Source organism: Ruminococcus flavefaciens (genome assembly GCF_900108555.1).
Classification (GTDB): domain Bacteria; phylum Bacillota; class Clostridia; order Oscillospirales; family Ruminococcaceae; genus Ruminococcus; species Ruminococcus flavefaciens_P.
The window spans coordinates 288,106-304,270 of record NZ_FNWV01000002.1; the positions used below are offsets into that span (position 1 = coordinate 288,106).

The window sequence follows — 16,165 nt, forward strand, 5'->3', positions numbered from 1 at the left end:
TGATCACTAAGGGAGGTATAGTATGGAATTATGGTTTACGGAGAGACATACTCCGAATGTTAAGTTTTCAATAAAGGTGGATCACCAGCTCTACAGCGGCAACAGTGAGTTCCAGCGTATAGATGTTTTCGATTCAAAGGAGTTCGGACGCTTTCTTACTCTTGACGGCTATATGATGCTGACGGAAAAGGACGAATTCATTTATCACGAGATGATAACTCATGTGCCTATGGCTGTTCACCCAAATCCGAAGAATATACTCGTAATAGGTGCAGGCGACGGCGGCGTTGTCCGCGAGCTGACACGCTATCCCTCTGTTGAGAATATCGACCTTGTGGAGATAGACGAGCTGGTCGTTGAGGTGTGCAAGAAGTATCTCCCTACAACAGCCTGCCGCTTCGATGATTCGAGAGTCCATGTTTACTATGAGGACGGCGTTAAGTTCATTCGCCGCTGTACTGACAAATACGATGTTATTATCGTTGACTCTACCGATCCATTCGGTCCGGGGGAGGGACTCTTTACAAAGGAGTTCTACGGAAGCTGCTTCAAGGCACTCCGCGAGGACGGTATCATGGTAAATCAGCATGAGAGCCCGTTCTATGACGAGGACGCAGCAGCTATGCAGCGTTCACACAAGCGAATAGTGGAGAGCTTCCCTATAAGCAAGGTCTATCAGGCACATATACCGACTTATCCATCGGGACACTGGCTCTTCGGCTTTGCTTCAAAGAAGTATCACCCGACAAATGACTATAACGGCACAAAATGGAGTATGCTGGGACTCAAGACCAGATACTACAATCCAAGACTTCACGTAGGTGCATTTGCGCTTCCGTGCTACGTAGAGGAGCTTCTCAAAGATGTTGAATAAGAATATACAGACTTTTATCGCCTGCGATGCCGAATACGATGAGGCTAAGATAGTGCTTTTCGGAGCAGGCTTTGACGGCACTACAAGTTTCAGACCTGGCACACGCTTTGCTCCTTCGGCAATAAGGAATGAAAGCTTCGGTATCGAGACATACAGTCCTTATCAGGATAAGGACATGACAGACTACAGCTATTTTGACAGCGGCGATCTGGAGCTGCCTTTCGGAAGCACTGACCGCGCTGTAGATGATATATCTGAACGTGCAGAAGTGATACTTGCAGATGACAAGCTGCCATTTATGATAGGCGGCGAGCATCTTGTAACTCTGGGTACTGTAAGGGCAGTCAAGGAAAAATACAGCGATCTCTATATCGTTCACTTTGACGCTCATGCAGACCTCCGTGATGACTATCTCGGTCAGAAGCTCTCACACGCCTGTGTGCTCAGACGCTGCCATGAGCTTGTAGGCGACGGTCATATCTTTCAGTTCGGTATCCGCAGCGGCGATCGTGAGGAATTCCGCTTTGCGGACAAGCACACGGAAATGCATAAGTTCAGCTTTGACGGGCTTGAAGAGGTAGTGGAAAAGCTCAAGGGCAAGAATGTTTACTTCACACTTGACCTCGATGTGCTTGACCCGTCTATATTCCCCGGTACGGGAACTCCCGAGGCAGGGGGAGTCACATTTGACGAGCTTAGAAAGGCTGTAACACTTGTATGCAGCAAGCTGAATATAGTTGGCTGTGATGTCAACGAGCTGAGCCCTGTTTACGATCAGAGCGGAGTTTCCACAGCAGTTGCCTGCAAGATCATAAGAGAAATGCTGCTGGCTCTGTCATAAAAGAGTTAGAGTGGTGAGTTTATGGATAAAAGATATGGATTTGAGGACGATATCCCACACGAGGAGATAAAAGATACAGACGCTGTGAAATACAGTAATGAGCTCGAAAAAGAAAAAAGGGAAAAAATGGAACGTGAGCTTAAAAACGATGAGAAGCTGCTTCGTTGGGGCGGTAATTCTGGTTCATACTTTTGCCTCATCATTGGAGCGGTAATGTTCGTTGTGGGCTGTGTTTTGTGTATTGAACGCTTGACTAATAAAAAAACGTGTACGAAGCGTGTTCATGGTGAGGTTATCGGCTTTTCACTTTATGAGCCTCATGATCAGGAGGAAGAAAGCCATGCTTATGCTCCTGTATTTCGTTATTATTACGGCGACCATGAATATACCCAAAAAGGAAAGGCATATACGGGCAAGGATAATCTTTATGTGGGCAAAAAGCTGGATATTTACATTGATCCAAACGATCCCACAACTATCTACGTGCCCGAATATAAGGCGGAAAAGAAAGCCGATATAATGCTGGTGATCGTGGGGTTAATAGTGATGATCGTCACTTTTGTTTACCCGAGATACCGTATTAAAAAGGAAATTGAGGAACTGCGGAGAACGTATGAGAGCAGGTTGTGATTTGCAGAAAACACAGTACGGCAGCATAAAGAATGTCCTATATTCCATTGCGAGGTCACACTATGAATAACAACGAGCAGCAAACAGAAGATAAAAGCAGAAAAAACAGAGCTTTAAGGATAGGTATAATATTTGCCGTTATACTGACGCTTCTGGGTTTTATAACAGGTCTGGCATTTACGGTGGTGAAAAAAGCGATAAGCGGTGCGGTTACGCAGGATACATCTGCTTATAATGTATCGGTAACGGCGGTTATCAGCGAGAACCGTGAGCATTTGTCGAATTCCGATGACAGTTCTTCAATGGTATATACTCCCGTATACGAGTACGAATACAATGGGAAAACGTATAATGTTGAGGGAAGTATAAGCTCAAACAGCAAGAAGTATGAAGTCGGAGAAAAGGTGGATATACGCATATCGGAAGGCGAACCCGGAAAGATGTATGATCCCGCATTCAACCGAAATACTGTATTTAAGCAGATAGACCGTGAGTTTTCTGGATTCTGGCTCTTAGTGATATTTATACCGTGTATTATAATGATCCTTACTGTAGTTGTTGTATGCGTGGTAATGCGCAGCAAATCAGCAGGTAACAGCTCGGACGATAAAGATACGAATGATGATTTTATGGGGTAAAATAAGGAAGTCACATTCGCGGAAATGATATAAAATGGGGTGTAAAAATGAAAAATTATGATAACAGCGATTATGAAAATTATAACAGCGAAGAGTACGACAGCTATAGTGACAGTGATCACGGGAACTATGATAACAGCGGATACGGACAATTTAACGGAAACGGTCAGCCGATAACTCAGCTTACAGACAGGCAGAAAAAATTTGCATCAAATGCTTTCGGCTGTATTGGCGCGCTTTTTACTGCGCCTTTTCTGCTGGCAGGTATCGTTTTCTTTATTCTGGGAGCAAAGGAATTCTTTGCACTTAACAGTGCTAAAAAGGTGTGTACTTACAAAGTTATAGGCACAGTCTCAGAGATACAAAGATGGGACGATACTCATCGGAAAAGCAGTGATGACGAACCTACAAATACCTATGCTCCTGTTTTTGTATACGAATATCAAGGAAATAAATATAGAGAAGAGGGGAATTATTACAGTCCGTCAACAGGCTTTACAGTTGGTCAAAGCGTAGACATCTACATTGATCCCCTTGATCCTGAAAATGTCTATATACCGTCTTACAAGCAAAAAAAGAGCGGTTCGGGAATGTCAATGGTGATAGGAGCGATATGTATCGCAGTCGGTTTGATCATTCCGATAAGCATGAAAAGAAAGACAAAGAAAGCGCTGACCACATCAATTCCGGATCAGTATTATTAATGAAGAAGTGAGATAAAATGAAACACTTTAATAATGATGAAAATTTCAATAATTATAATAGAATAAGTTACAAAGATCCTGAATTTGATTCTCTTTCTGATGAAGAAAAGGTGAAGTATCTGACAAGAGGGCAGAAACGCGGCGTTATGACTTGCGCGACCATTTTTTTCGGAATCATAGCCTTGTTATTTGTAGCGGTCGGAGTGATCTTTATAAGATCAAATCTGAACGGTAAAAAATCATTGGAAAAGGATCATAGACAGTGCTCTGAACTGGTCGAAGGGATCGTGACAAACATAAACAGCAAGGAGTTCAATGAAAGGGACAGTGATGACAATATTACAAAATGGACAGGCTATGCTCCTGAATTCACATACACGTATAATGGACGTGAATATACTCACAAAGAGAATTATTACAAGCATTCTTCGGTCTATGAGATCGGTGATTCAGAGCATATCTATATAAATCCTGATGATCCTGCTCAGGTATACATACCTAATTATGATTCCAGAAAAGATAAAGGAAATACAGGTCTTATTATCGGTATAATAATTATAATAGCTGCTGTCGGAATATTCCTGGTCTATATTATTGGATTAGGAATTAAACTGTATAAAAACAGTGATTATTAAAGGAGATAAAAATGAACATATTCAGAGCGCAGAATGCTTCGGGACTGGCGGATATACGTATAAAATATTTACGCGAGGACTTCCCCGAAATGACAGATGCCGAGGCTGCTAAAATAAAGGCAAGGCTTCCGCGGTATTATGCCGATCATCTCAACTGCGATTTCTTTGCATATCTCGCAGAGGACGGCGGCAAGCTTGTAGGTTCGGCTTTCCTCACAGTAGGAGAGCTGCCGCCTAATCCGAATTTTCCTAAAGGCAGGGTAGGAACGGTACTCAATGTTGTGACCGATAAGAACTATCGCCGACAGGGAATAGCTACAGAGCTTATGAAGCTCCTTATAGCTGATGCCAAGACAATGGACCTTGATTATATCGAGCTCCAGGCTTCCGAGGAAGGCTATCATCTTTATAAGAAGTTAGGATTTGAAGAGAAAGTATCACAGTTCACACCAATGAAATTAGTTTTATAAACAGGAGATTTAATTATGAATATTCAAATCAACAGGAGTACAACAGTATCCAAACCGTCAAGTGCCGCGAAAATGATACTTGTTATTGATCGTTCATATTTTTTAATCAGCAAAAATATATGGAGTTAAGAAAATGATAATATTGATTTTTATTATTCCAGTGATTTTTGTATTGGTAGGTATTTGGGGAATAGTAAAACTGATAATAGCAAAGAAAAAGTGTACAGAGTATGTTGATGCTGCTGTTGTAGAGTTCAAGATAAAACACAGCAGTAAAGGTGATTCATTCTATCCTGTTTTTGGATATAGATTTGAAGGAGTGGATTATAGAAGTTCGAGTAATTTTACTTCTGCATTTCTCAGATTTAAAGTGGGCGATCAGTTAGGACTTTACATTGACCCTGATAAGCCTGAAAGGTTTTACTGTCCGAAGGAAACGATACATAGAATTCTTTTTTACCTGCTGTTTAGCGGTATGGGAGGGCTTTATATGTATCTTTCATATTTAAAAATGATATAAATAATTATATCTGATTTTTATTCAGTTCACTGAGATAAGACGATTGAAGAAGAAAGGGAGTATAGATATTGGTGAAAGATAAATGCCGGATATAGAGAATATGGAAGAATATTTATTATGGAAATTTGTATTGCTGATACCGACAGTAATAGCTCTGGTGGATTATTTAGTTATCAGAATGCTGAGGCGCAAGTGTACAGAAACGGTCAGAGTCATGATAAAAAGAATTGGTGTAAACAGTGACGGTACCGAAAAACGCAAGCTGGTCTATGAATATGATGATCGGCTGTATGAATCGACAAGCGATTCAAATCTGATCGCTCATTTGGAAAGAAGCGGTCAGCGTATAATCAAGGTAAATCCAAATAACCCAGAAATGTATTATTGTCCTTCAAGGCAGAAAAAACATCTCTTTACGGATCTGCTTTTGGCGGCAATAGGCATTTATTTGGTGACACATATAAATTTTTAAAGATACGGAGGAATTAAAAATGGGAAAATGTATGATCATCGGCTGCGGAGGAGTTGCTTCCGTTGCAATTCACAAGTGCTGTCAGAACAGCGAGGTATTTGAGGGCATAATGATAGCGAGCCGTACCAAGTCAAAGTGCGATGCGCTGAAGGAAAAGCTCCAGCCTACAACAAAGACAGTCATCGAGACAGCTCAGGTTAACGCTGACAATGTTGACGAGCTTGTTGCTCTTATCAACAGCTATAAGCCTGATGTAGTGCTGAACCTTGCACTTCCTTATCAGGACCTTACTATCATGGACGCTTGTCTCGCTACAAAGACTCACTATGTAGATACTGCAAACTATGAGCCTCTTGATACTGCTAAATTCGAGTACAAGTGGCAGTGGGCATACCGTGAGAGATTTGAAAAGGCTGGCATCACAGCTCTCCTCGGAAGCGGCTTTGATCCAGGTGTAACAGGTGTATTCTCAGCTTACGCTATGAAGCATCAGTTCGACGAGATAAACTACATTGATATCCTCGACTGCAACGGCGGCGACCACGGCTATCCGTTCGCTACAAACTTCAACCCTGAGATCAATATCCGAGAGGTATCTGCTAAGGGCAGCTACATCGAGGACGGCAAGTGGGTAGAAACTGAGCCTATGGAGATAAAGCGCGTTTACAACTTCAAGGGCGTAGGTGAAAAGGATATGTACCTTCTCCACCATGAGGAGCTTGAGTCTCTTGCACTCAACATCAAGGGCATCAAGCGTATCCGTTTCTTCATGACATTCGGTCAGAGCTACCTCACACACCTCAAGTGCCTTGAAAATGTTGGTATGACATCTATCGAGCCTATCATGTACGAGGGCAAGGAGATAGTACCGCTCCAGTTCTTAAAGGCTGTACTTCCCGATCCTGCATCACTTGGTCCGAGAACAGTGGGCAAGACAAATATCGGCTGTATCTTCCGCGGAAAGAAGGACGGCAAGGACAAGAACTACTACCTCTACAATATCTGCGATCATCAGGAGTGCTACAAGGAAGTTGGCTCACAGGCTATCTCCTATACAACAGGTGTACCTGCAATGATCGGTGCAATGATGATAATGACAGGCACATGGAAGAAGGCTGGCGTTTACAACATCGAGGAATTTGATCCCGATCCGTTCATGGAAGCACTCAACAAGTGGGGACTTCCTTGGGAAGAGGACTTCGATCCTACTCTTGTTGACTGATATGAGGGCTAAAAAGCTTTTAGTTTTTGCTCTTTTTGCATTATACACTGCGGCTGCGTTTTATCTGCTCTTTTATATCAGGAGCAGTATGCTGAACTTTTACACCTATGGTGAATACTTCCGTAAGAACAGTAATTTCGTACCATTTCGCACTATAGCTGAGTTTGTCAGGTATTACCGTGCAGACGATGTGATATACGGTGATCTCTCCTTTGATAATCTGTGGGGGAATTTAGCTGTATTCATGCCTGCGGGAGTATTCTTCCCTGCGCTGTGGAAAAAGCAGCGCAGCTTTAAGGTGTTTGCCCTTACTATAGCGGCAGTCATCATAGGAGTTGAGGCAGGTCAGTTTCTTACAATGCGCGGCAGCTGCGATATAGACGATTTTATCCTGAATATTTCGGGAGCATTCATAGGCTTTGCATTTTCAAAGCTTAATATAGTAAGAAAACTGATATTTACGGATATCAGCTAAAAAAAGGAGAATAGAAAAATATGAAAGGTTTTAAGAACCTCAAAAAGGTAATGACAGCAGCTGTTGCTGCAACAATGCTTATTATGACAGGCTGCGGCAAAGATGCAGCCAAATCTGATAAAAATGAGTCCACAACAGCAGCAGGACAGTCAGGCAATACTATCATCGTGACACTTTATCCCGACAAAGCACCTATTACCTGCGCTAACTTTGAAAAGCTGGTAAACGAGGGCTTTTATAACGGACTTACCTTCCATCGTGTAATTGACGGCTTTATGGCACAGGGCGGCGACCCCGAGGGTACAGGAATGGGCGGAAGCAAAGAGACTATCAAGGGCGAGTTTGCTGCAAACGGCGTTGACAATCCTACATCGCATCAGCGCGGAGTAATATCAATGGCTCGTTCTTCGGATCCCGACAGTGCGTCAAGCCAGTTCTTCATCTGTTATACAGGTAATTACACAGCTTCGCTTGACGGCTATTATGCTGCATTCGGTAATGTTACCGAGGGCATGGAGGTAGTTGACGACTTCACAAAAGTACCTCGTTCACAGGGTACTGACGGTGCTATGTCAAAGCCGAATACACCTATCGTAATGGAAAAGGTCGAGATGATCGACCCCGATGAGAATGGTGCTCCGAGAGTTAAGATCACCATGAACGATTTCCTTGGATAAGTTTATGTTTGATTACACAAAAATGCCGACTCCCTGCTATGTAGTGGACGAGTCGGCACTTATTCACAATATGGAGATACTCCGCGGCGTTTCACAGCGCACGGGAGCTAAGATACTCCTTGCTCAGAAGGCTTTTTCATGCTATCATGTCTATCCGCTTATGAAGGAATACCTTGACGGAACAGCTTGCAGCGGACTTTTCGAGGCAAAGCTGGGATATGAAGAAATGGGAAAGGAAAATCACGTTTTTTCGGCTGCTTACCGCGAAAACGAAATAGACGAGATAATATCCTACTGCGGTCATATCATCTTCAATTCCTTTACTCAGCTTGACAAGTACCGTGACCGCGTACTTGCGGCAGGCAAGAAGATAGGACTCCGCATAAATCCCGAGTTTTCAACTCAGGAGGGACATGAGATATACGATCCCTGTTCGCCTAAATCAAGGCTTGGCATCACTCGGAAGAACTTCCGTACAGACGACCTTGACGGCGTTACGGGAATACACTTCCATACTCTATGTGAGCAGAATTCCGATGACCTTGAAGCTACACTTGATGCTGTTGAGGAAAAGTTCGGCGATGTTCTCGAAAAAATGGAGTGGATAAACTTCGGCGGCGGTCATCATATAACCCGTGCGGATTACGACATACCGCGGCTCGAACGCTGTATAAAACGTATGCAGGAAAAGTACGGACTGGAGGTGTTCCTCGAACCCGGTGAGGCAGCCGCTCTCAATGCAGGCTGGCTTGTGACCGAGGTGCTGGATATCACGGAAAATGATATGCCAATGGCTATACTTGATACCTCCGCAGCCTGCCATATGCCTGATGTACTGGAAATGCCGTATCGTCCGCCACTTGTTGGTTCGGGAGAGAATGGCGAAAAGAAGTACAGCTACAGACTTGGCTCACAGACCTGTCTTGCAGGGGACTCTATAGGCGAGTACTCCTTCGATGAACCGCTTCACATAGGTGACAGGCTCGTGTTTGGTGATATGGCGATATATTCAATGGTCAAGAACAATACCTTCAACGGTATGCCGCTTCCGTCCATACTTCTGCTGAAAAAGGACGGCAGCTTTGAGACGCTTCGCAGCTTCGGCTATTCTGACTTCAAGGAGAGACTGTAATGACTAATATTTACTTTGTACGTCATGCGCAGCCCGACTACGCTTTCGCAGAAGCATCAAAACGTCCCCTTACCGAGGAGGGCGAGAGGGATACTCTTAAAGTTGTGGAAGCAATGAAGGATATCCGTATTGACTTCGCTATTTCAAGTCCTTATAAGCGCAGCTATGATACCATAAAGCAGACTGCGGACGAACACGGACTTGATATAATTATTGACGAGAGACTGCACGAGCGTATCAACGGCAAAAACAGCAATAATATAGATATGTTCCGCAAACGCTGGGCTGACCTGAGCTACAGCGAAAGCGACGGCGAGTGTTTGCAGTCCGTAATGGACAGGAATATTGCTGCGGTAAACGATATGCTTGACGCTCACAGAGATGAGAACATAATGGTGGGTACTCACGGTACTGCGCTCAGTACTATTCTTCATTACTATGACAACAGCTTCGGAGTAGATGAGTTCATGCGCCTTATCGATTTCATGCCGTACATTATCCGCCTCGGATTTAACGGCAGGGAGCTTGTCGAAAAAGAGGAGATACTCATAGTCAAAAAGGAATTCAAAGGCAATAACCGATGAAAAAAGGACAGCGAAAGCTGTCCTTTTCTTTTATAAATCATAATTTACATTTGTAGGGGAGCCCGCCCTCGGGCTCCCGCAATAATAATAAATACCCACGCGGGAGGGCGAGGGCGCCCTCCCCTACACATTGGTTCATGTTATTTATTGCGCAAGTCATACACGGGCGGATAATATCCGCCCCTACAATGGGCTAACGGCTAAAATCAAAATTTAGCAAATCACGCGATGATATTTACCTATTAATTCATTGTCTCTCGCGGCTATAATTTGTTAATCAGATTTATTTAAGCGCGGAGAAAGGGTGCAGCGTCACGCTGCAAATTATGATTTATAAGAATATGTATTTGAGTACAAAGAGTACCGCAAGGATATACATGATAGGATTGATCTCCTTGTACTTCTTGCAGGCGAGGTTTATAACAACATAAGATATAACGCCGATAGCGATACCCTCGGAAATGCTGTAGAAAAGCGGCATTGCGATAACACAGAGATATGCAGGGATCGCCGATGCGTAGTTCTTATCGTCTACCTTTATCTCAGACACGGTGCTGAACATGAGGAAGCCGACGAGTATAAGTGCAGGAGCAGTTGCAAATGCAGGTATTGCGATGAATATAGGTGCAAGGAACATTGAGAGCAGGAACAGCACAGCTGTTGTAAGAGCTGTAAGACCTGTTCTGCCGCCTGCTGCCGCACCTGCTGAGGACTCCACAAAAGTAGTTGTGGTAGATGTACCGAGCACAGCACCTGCGGTAGTTGCAACAGCGTCAGCCATAAGAGCAGGTCTTATAGCAGGGAGCTTGCCGTCTTTGTCGAGGAGCCCTGCCTTTGTGCTTACACCGATAAGAGTGCCGAGAGTGTCGAAAAGGTCAACGAAGAGGAAGGAGAACACAACAACTATAAAGTTGATAATACCAACAGCGTCAAAATCCACGTTGAAGCACTGACCGAATGTCTTGCTGATAGAAGTGAAGTCAGTCATGTGGAAAGAGGGGATAAGTGTATAAGCTCCCGTTTCCGCATCTGGTACGTAAAGACCTGTTACTTCGCAGATGATACCTAAAATCCATGTTGCGAATATGCCTATTAGGATAGAACCTTTTACTCTTTTGATGTAGAGTATCGCCATAATAAGGAGTCCGATAACAGCAAGGAGTGCGCATATTCCCGTAGTAGCGAAGTTTTCGCGGAAGTCCACAAGCTCTACAAGAGTTGCGGAGTCTACTGCAAGACCTGCATTCTGAAGTCCGATAAAGGCGATGAACAGACCTATACCAACGGACACCGCGCGTTTCAGCGAAAGAGGTATCGCGTCGAAGATAGCTTCTCTGACCTTAGTCAGCGAGAGTATGATAAATATGATACCCTCGATAAATACCGCAAGGAGAGCCACCTGCCACGAATAGCCGAGGTTTCCGCAGACTGTGTAAGCCATGTAGGCGTTGAGTCCCATGCCTGCGGACAGTGCAAAGGGCAGATTAGCCATGAAAGCCATGCAGACAGTACCTATAAATGAAGCAAGACAGGTCGCAAGGAGGACGGCAGTTGCGTCCATGCCTGTGGTTGAGAGTATATTCGGGTTAATGGCAAGTATATAAGCCATAGTCATAAAAGTGGTGATACCTGCCGCAATTTCGGTCTTTACATTAGTTCCGCGTTCTTTGAGCTTGAAAAGTTTTTCCGCCATTTCTGTCACCTCATTCGCCGAATTCTGCGATATACGGCAAATTTCTGTAGAATTCGCCGTAATCCAGTCCGTAGCCTATTACGAAATAATCGGGGATAGTGAAAAGGGAATAATCAGCTTTAAGCTCAACAACACGGCGGTCGGGCTTGTCAAGGAGAGTCATTATCCTCAGAGACAGAGGATCTCTCACACCGAGTATTTTTTTGATCTCGTTGAGAGTTCTTCCCGTGTCGATGATATCCTCAACGATTATGACATGGTAATTGCTGATGTCATGTTTAAGGTCCATGGTAATCTCAACATGACCTGATGACTCAGTGCCCTCAAAGTAGCTTTTTGCCGCCATGAAAGCTATCTCGCAGGGAACAGTTACCTCACGGCAGAGGTCAGCCATGAATACGAATGCGCCTTTCAGTATGCTCACAAGGAGTATGGGCGAACCGTCGTATAAAGAATTGATATACTCGCCTGCTTTTTTGATCTCTTTGCGTATTTCCTCTTCGGAAATGATGACGCGCTTGATCTTGCTTTTCCATTCTTCTGTGCTGTCAAATTTCATAATAAACCTCCTGAGTTGTAATGATAGAAGTAATTATCTGCTTTAGTTCATGTATTGTGATACATTTATTATACCATTTTGTTTCGGGTTGTCAATAAGCAGAATAGCAGCTTTGCCTTAAAATAGGGGGGAAAATATCATTTAAGGATATTTTACCCAAAGAGAATAAAGAACCATTGTATATATCTACAAAAATTAATGTAAAATCTACGATTATATTTACATTTTGTAGTGGGTATGTTATAATTATGGTGTATAGGTGCATATTCTGCGGCAGCTTGTCCCTGTAAGTCTGCGCGGTGCACTAAGGAGATCAATTATAGGCTAAGGATCGCGCTTTAGGCAGCGTACGATCCGAAAATTCCAAAGGAGTGATAATAATGGTCGGCAGAAAACGAAAGCTCAGTCTACAGATCATTTCGTTCGTTTCAGCCATGATCGTATTACTGGCATCATTTGCCGTAATACAGCCGTTGAGGTCCGATGCGGCAGGTACAGACCTGTATGTCGGATACACGGGCAGAAACAACAACTTTTCCACAGTACAGGCGGCTGTTGACAAGGCAGCGAGCCTCAATCCCTCATCTGAGGCAAACCGCGTTACAATACACATTGCCCCGGGTACTTACCGTCAGCAGGTAATCGTACAGACACCGTACATTACTTTTGTAAATGACGAGCCGAGCAAGGGCGATGCTGTTCTCACATGGTACTACGGTATCGGCTATAAGTACTACAGTGCAAACTCAAAGGGCTATTACGACGCAAGCCTTGCAAACGCAAAGAGCGGCAAGAACGTTTCAAACTACCGCTGGGGAGCTACGGTACAGCTCTGGCCAAAGGCTACAAACTTCAAGGCTAAGAACATCGTATTCGAGAACTCCTTCAACCGCTACCTCACACAGGAGGAGTTGGCAGACGGAGTTGAGTGTACAAACGAGACACTGAAAGTACAGCGTTACAACGGCGTTGACGTACAGTCAAAGGCTTATACAGAGCGTGCAGCAGCTCTCTCAGTAGATACAGGGTATGCTGAGTTCCTTAACTGCAAGTTCCTGTCGAGCCAGGATACACTTTACACAGGCGGCTCACCTCAGTACTACAAGAACTGCCTCATCGAAGGACAGACAGACTATATCTTCGGCGGCAGCAATGCAGTATTCGACAGCTGTGAGCTTCGCTGGAAGGGCTACAGCAGCGGTTCTGTAGGCGGATACATCACAGCAGCAAGAGAGCAGGGAAGCCCGTATACAGGCTATCTCTTTAAGGACTGTAAGGTAACTGCAAATTCACAGCTCACAGTAAGCGCAGGCTATCTCGGCAGACCATGGGGACAGACTGCAAAGGTGCTCTTTGTGAATACTACTCTCCAGAACGGAAATATGATCACAGCAGCAGGCTGGACTTCAATGAGCGGCGTACAGCCCGAGAGCGTTGACGGCTTCAAGGAGAACGGCACTAAGCTCTCAAACGGTCAGAGAGTTGACCTCTCACAGCGCAAGGGACATACCGTATCGGACAGTGACGCTGCAAACATCAATATCTCAAGCTATATGAACAACTGGACACCGTCATTCCTCAACGGTGAAGGAAATACAAGCAGCGGCAATAACGATCAGCCTTCATCAAATGTCGAAGGTGCAATAAAGACCTGCGGCGGCTGGTATGAAGAAGCTTTCGTAGAGTGGGACAGCTCAAAGCTTGGCAATAACGTCAAGGTAAGCTACGCACCCGAGGGCAGTTCAAGCTATACGGCTGTAGACTCACAGCTCATCAGAAATTCAAGAGTCGATATCCCCGGACTCAAGGGAAATACATCTTATACCATAAACGTTTCGGGCTCTAACGGCTCTGCAAGCTGCACAGTCAAAACAATGGCATTTGACCGCAGCGGCTACGCTCACTGGAACAATTCCGAAGCAATAGGCGCGTACAACAATGACGGTACTCTGAAATCGGGCGTTACTGTTATCTACGTTACAAACTCCACTAAGGACACTGTAACATGGAACGGAAAAACCGGTCTTTACAATATCTTCAATGCAGGACCGAGCAATGTATGCTTCAGACTTATCGGCACTATCGACGTTCCGTCAGGTGCAAAGGCAAACAACGGTCAGCAGAACGACGGCTCCAATATGCTCTATATGAACGGCGGCAAGAACGTTACCGTTGAGGGTATCGGTTATGACTGCAACCTCAATCAGTGGGGCTTCGACATGAAGCATAGTACAAGCTGCGAGGTAAGAAACCTCTGGCTTGGAAAATATCCTGATGACGGTATCTCAATGTCGGGCGGCAGTACTTCAAAGTCATCACGTATATGGGTACACAACAATACTATCGAAAAAGGCTACAATGCATATGCAGGCAACGGCATAGTAGATGCCGACAAGGCAGACGGCGACGGTTCACTGGACATAAAGTGGAGTGAGTATGTAACAGTTTCCTATAATGTGTTCAAGGACGCTCACAAGACCTCACTTGTAGGCGGCGGTACTTCACATGAGCAGGACTGGATAACCTATCACCACAACTGGTTCAACAATACCGAGTCACGTAATCCCCGTGCGAGAAACGCACATATCCACAGCTACAACAACTACTTCTACAATAACAAGCAGTACGGTATCGGAGCTTCCTACAACTCAAAGGTATTCTCTGAGGCTAACTACTACGAAAAGACAAATCTTCCTCTTGATGCTGAGAATATGGGAAATGATGCATATTCGGGAACTATCAAGTCCTACGGCGACAAGTTCGTGAACTGCAATATGGGCAGCGGACTTGCTTATCAGATAGTAAATTCAAGAACTGCACAGGCTTACATCAATAACCTCAAGAGCGGCGGCGACGGCTACGATAACTTCGATACAAACTCATCGAAGATATACAGCAGCTACAATGTACAGTCCGCAGACGCTGCAAAGGCTGAGGTAACAGCTTATGCAGGAAGAATGCAGAACAAGGCATATAATGCAGGAACAGTTTCAAGCGGCGGTGATCCTGTAGTTATCGACGATACACTGAAAAGCAAACTCATCGCTAAGCTTGAGGTCAAGGACGCAAGCTACGGCGCACAGTGGTCTATCGTTGAGAACTTCAGCACAGGCGACAAGGCATTCGGCGACCGTGAGCACGTTATCGCTTCTGTACCTTCAAGTATCGGCGGCGGAGAGCTTATCCGCACAGCCTGCAACTCGAAGAATACGGATTCAGACCTTGCGGTAATTACTGCTGCAAAGGATATCACAGTATATGTAGCTATGGACGAGAGAGTAACTTCTATCCCGTCATGGCTGTATAACTTCACAAAGATAGGTGAGATCGTGGAGATCAACGACAGCGAAGCTGTAAGACCTTTCGACGTATATGCAAAGGAGATAAAGGCAGGCGAGACCGTAACTCTCGGTACAAACGGCATGAGCGGAGCTTGTATGAACTACATTGCTTTCGTTAAGGAAACACCTGTAGTTACTACAACAACGACTACTACAACCACAACAACTACGACCACAACCACTACAACTACAACTACCACACAGCCTCCGCAGGGACTTGCAGGCGATGCAAATATGGACGGTACAGTTGATCTGTCAGATGCAGTTCTTATCATGCAGTCACTGGCAAATCCGAATAAGTACGGTATAAACGGTACAGATGAGCATCACCTAACAGATCAGGGAGCTGCAAACGCAGATGTTGAGGGAAGAAACGGTATTACTTCCAATGACGCACTTGCAATACAGCGTTATCTACTCCGCCTTGTAGATGCACTTCCGATCAATTGATATAACAAGTGTTTAGGATATAAAAGTTCAGCCCCGAAGTGATGTAAACATCGCTTCGGGGCGTTATTTTTTTATTCTTTTCTTCTGTAATTCAGCGTTATCAATACTGCATTGAGCATACAAGCGACAGCGAAGATCAGCCATACAGGTTTAGGCAGATCAACATCAGCAAGTGAACATATCACTATTGCAATTCCGATCAATATTCCGATTATTCCTGATATTATTCCTATAGTTTTCTTATTCAT

The 16,165-nt window shown here is 44.5% G+C and carries 18 protein-coding genes; 15 read left to right on the plus strand and 3 right to left on the minus strand.

What is annotated here, in order from left to right:
- The first annotated feature begins 22 nt into the window (after positions 1-22).
- The 14 genes from speE (at position 23) to BLW60_RS04610 (ending at position 9,874) form a co-directional block, all read left to right on the plus strand.
- A complete protein-coding gene (gene speE / locus BLW60_RS04545) occupies positions 23-874 on the plus strand; it encodes a polyamine aminopropyltransferase (RefSeq protein WP_074714870.1) in 852 nt (283 codons plus the stop codon).
- A complete protein-coding gene (speB, locus tag BLW60_RS04550; protein ID WP_074714682.1) occupies positions 864-1,715 on the plus strand; it encodes an agmatinase in 852 nt (283 codons plus the stop codon). The genes speE and speB overlap by 11 nt, the downstream gene beginning before the upstream one ends.
- A 21-nt stretch (positions 1,716-1,736) precedes the next feature.
- Entirely contained in the window at positions 1,737-2,345 is a 609-nt protein-coding gene (locus tag BLW60_RS04555; protein ID WP_074714683.1) for a DUF3592 domain-containing protein, read from the plus strand.
- Positions 2,346-2,407: 62 nt separating this feature from the next.
- Positions 2,408-2,983 (plus strand): DUF3592 domain-containing protein, encoded by a 576-nt coding sequence (locus BLW60_RS04560; protein WP_074714684.1) that lies wholly within the window; start codon positions 2,408-2,410, stop codon positions 2,981-2,983.
- Between the two features lie 47 nt (positions 2,984-3,030).
- Positions 3,031-3,687 (plus strand): DUF3592 domain-containing protein, encoded by a 657-nt coding sequence (locus tag BLW60_RS04565; RefSeq protein WP_074714685.1) that lies wholly within the window; start codon positions 3,031-3,033, stop codon positions 3,685-3,687.
- 17 nt (positions 3,688-3,704) lie between these two features.
- Positions 3,705-4,322 (plus strand): DUF3592 domain-containing protein, encoded by a 618-nt coding sequence (locus tag BLW60_RS04570; protein ID WP_074714686.1) that lies wholly within the window; start codon positions 3,705-3,707, stop codon positions 4,320-4,322.
- 11 nt (positions 4,323-4,333) lie between these two features.
- Positions 4,334-4,792: a GNAT family N-acetyltransferase gene (locus tag BLW60_RS04575; protein ID WP_074714687.1), complete on the plus strand. Its 459-nt coding sequence runs from the start codon at positions 4,334-4,336 to the stop codon at positions 4,790-4,792.
- Positions 4,793-4,925: 133 nt separating this feature from the next.
- Positions 4,926-5,312, plus strand: a complete 387-nt coding sequence (locus BLW60_RS04580; RefSeq protein ID WP_074714688.1) for a DUF3592 domain-containing protein — start codon at positions 4,926-4,928, stop codon at positions 5,310-5,312.
- A gap of 82 nt (positions 5,313-5,394) precedes the next feature.
- Positions 5,395-5,784, plus strand: coding sequence for a hypothetical protein (locus BLW60_RS04585; protein WP_074714689.1), 390 nt, complete (start codon positions 5,395-5,397; stop codon positions 5,782-5,784).
- 19 nt (positions 5,785-5,803) lie between these two features.
- Positions 5,804-7,006: a saccharopine dehydrogenase family protein gene (locus tag BLW60_RS04590; protein ID WP_028517030.1), complete on the plus strand. Its 1,203-nt coding sequence runs from the start codon at positions 5,804-5,806 to the stop codon at positions 7,004-7,006.
- Between the two features lies 1 nt (position 7,007).
- Positions 7,008-7,481 carry a VanZ family protein gene (locus BLW60_RS04595; protein WP_074714690.1) on the plus strand — a complete coding sequence of 158 codons (474 nt, stop codon included), beginning with the start codon at positions 7,008-7,010 and terminating at the stop codon, positions 7,479-7,481.
- Positions 7,482-7,501: 20 nt separating this feature from the next.
- Complete coding sequence (locus BLW60_RS04600; protein ID WP_081348119.1) at positions 7,502-8,158, plus strand: peptidylprolyl isomerase; 657 nt, start codon at positions 7,502-7,504, stop codon at positions 8,156-8,158.
- 4 nt (positions 8,159-8,162) lie between these two features.
- Positions 8,163-9,290, plus strand: a complete 1,128-nt coding sequence (nspC, locus tag BLW60_RS04605) for a carboxynorspermidine decarboxylase (RefSeq protein WP_074714691.1) — start codon at positions 8,163-8,165, stop codon at positions 9,288-9,290.
- Complete coding sequence (locus BLW60_RS04610; RefSeq protein WP_074714692.1) at positions 9,290-9,874, plus strand: histidine phosphatase family protein; 585 nt, start codon at positions 9,290-9,292, stop codon at positions 9,872-9,874. The genes nspC and BLW60_RS04610 overlap by 1 nt, the downstream gene beginning before the upstream one ends.
- A 331-nt stretch (positions 9,875-10,205) precedes the next feature.
- On the opposite strand, the gene BLW60_RS04615 is transcribed toward BLW60_RS04610, so the two are convergent.
- Together BLW60_RS04615 and hpt are read right to left on the minus strand one after the other, a co-directional pair.
- Positions 10,206-11,567: an NCS2 family permease gene (locus tag BLW60_RS04615; protein ID WP_074714693.1), complete on the minus strand. Its 1,362-nt coding sequence runs from the start codon at positions 11,565-11,567 to the stop codon at positions 10,206-10,208.
- Positions 11,568-11,577: 10 nt separating this feature from the next.
- Complete coding sequence (hpt, locus tag BLW60_RS04620; RefSeq protein WP_074714694.1) at positions 11,578-12,126, minus strand: hypoxanthine phosphoribosyltransferase; 549 nt, start codon at positions 12,124-12,126, stop codon at positions 11,578-11,580.
- Positions 12,127-12,506: 380 nt separating this feature from the next.
- Here hpt and BLW60_RS04625 point away from each other — a divergent pair, with 380 nt between their 5' ends.
- On the plus strand, positions 12,507-15,917 hold the full coding sequence (locus BLW60_RS04625) for a pectinesterase family protein (RefSeq protein ID WP_074714695.1): 3,411 nt from the start codon (positions 12,507-12,509) through the stop codon (positions 15,915-15,917).
- Between the two features lie 71 nt (positions 15,918-15,988).
- Here the strand turns inward: BLW60_RS04625 and BLW60_RS16720 are convergent, their stop codons facing one another.
- Complete coding sequence (locus BLW60_RS16720) at positions 15,989-16,165, minus strand: hypothetical protein (RefSeq protein WP_175460885.1); 177 nt, start codon at positions 16,163-16,165, stop codon at positions 15,989-15,991.

What these genes read in the sequence shown, in the direction of transcription:
- speE (WP_074714870.1), top strand. Translation starts at nt 23, where the DNA reads ATGGAATTATGGTTTACGGAGAGACATACTCCGAATGTTAAGTTTTCA.
- speB (WP_074714682.1), top strand. Translation starts at nt 864, where the DNA reads ATGTTGAATAAGAATATACAGACTTTTATCGCCTGCGATGCCGAATAC.
- BLW60_RS04555 (WP_074714683.1), top strand. Translation starts at nt 1,737, where the DNA reads ATGGATAAAAGATATGGATTTGAGGACGATATCCCACACGAGGAGATA.
- BLW60_RS04560 (WP_074714684.1), top strand. Translation starts at nt 2,408, where the DNA reads ATGAATAACAACGAGCAGCAAACAGAAGATAAAAGCAGAAAAAACAGA.
- BLW60_RS04565 (WP_074714685.1), top strand. Translation starts at nt 3,031, where the DNA reads ATGAAAAATTATGATAACAGCGATTATGAAAATTATAACAGCGAAGAG.
- BLW60_RS04570 (WP_074714686.1), top strand. Translation starts at nt 3,705, where the DNA reads ATGAAACACTTTAATAATGATGAAAATTTCAATAATTATAATAGAATA.
- BLW60_RS04575 (WP_074714687.1), top strand. Translation starts at nt 4,334, where the DNA reads ATGAACATATTCAGAGCGCAGAATGCTTCGGGACTGGCGGATATACGT.
- BLW60_RS04580 (WP_074714688.1), top strand. Translation starts at nt 4,926, where the DNA reads ATGATAATATTGATTTTTATTATTCCAGTGATTTTTGTATTGGTAGGT.
- BLW60_RS04585 (WP_074714689.1), top strand. Translation starts at nt 5,395, where the DNA reads ATGCCGGATATAGAGAATATGGAAGAATATTTATTATGGAAATTTGTA.
- BLW60_RS04590 (WP_028517030.1), top strand. Translation starts at nt 5,804, where the DNA reads ATGGGAAAATGTATGATCATCGGCTGCGGAGGAGTTGCTTCCGTTGCA.
- BLW60_RS04595 (WP_074714690.1), top strand. Translation starts at nt 7,008, where the DNA reads ATGAGGGCTAAAAAGCTTTTAGTTTTTGCTCTTTTTGCATTATACACT.
- BLW60_RS04600 (WP_081348119.1), top strand. Translation starts at nt 7,502, where the DNA reads ATGAAAGGTTTTAAGAACCTCAAAAAGGTAATGACAGCAGCTGTTGCT.
- nspC (WP_074714691.1), top strand. Translation starts at nt 8,163, where the DNA reads ATGTTTGATTACACAAAAATGCCGACTCCCTGCTATGTAGTGGACGAG.
- BLW60_RS04610 (WP_074714692.1), top strand. Translation starts at nt 9,290, where the DNA reads ATGACTAATATTTACTTTGTACGTCATGCGCAGCCCGACTACGCTTTC.
- BLW60_RS04615 (WP_074714693.1), bottom strand. Translation starts at nt 11,567, where the DNA reads ATGGCGGAAAAACTTTTCAAGCTCAAAGAACGCGGAACTAATGTAAAG.
- hpt (WP_074714694.1), bottom strand. Translation starts at nt 12,126, where the DNA reads ATGAAATTTGACAGCACAGAAGAATGGAAAAGCAAGATCAAGCGCGTC.
- BLW60_RS04625 (WP_074714695.1), top strand. Translation starts at nt 12,507, where the DNA reads ATGGTCGGCAGAAAACGAAAGCTCAGTCTACAGATCATTTCGTTCGTT.
- BLW60_RS16720 (WP_175460885.1), bottom strand. Translation starts at nt 16,165, where the DNA reads ATGAATAAGAAAACTATAGGAATAATATCAGGAATAATCGGAATATTG.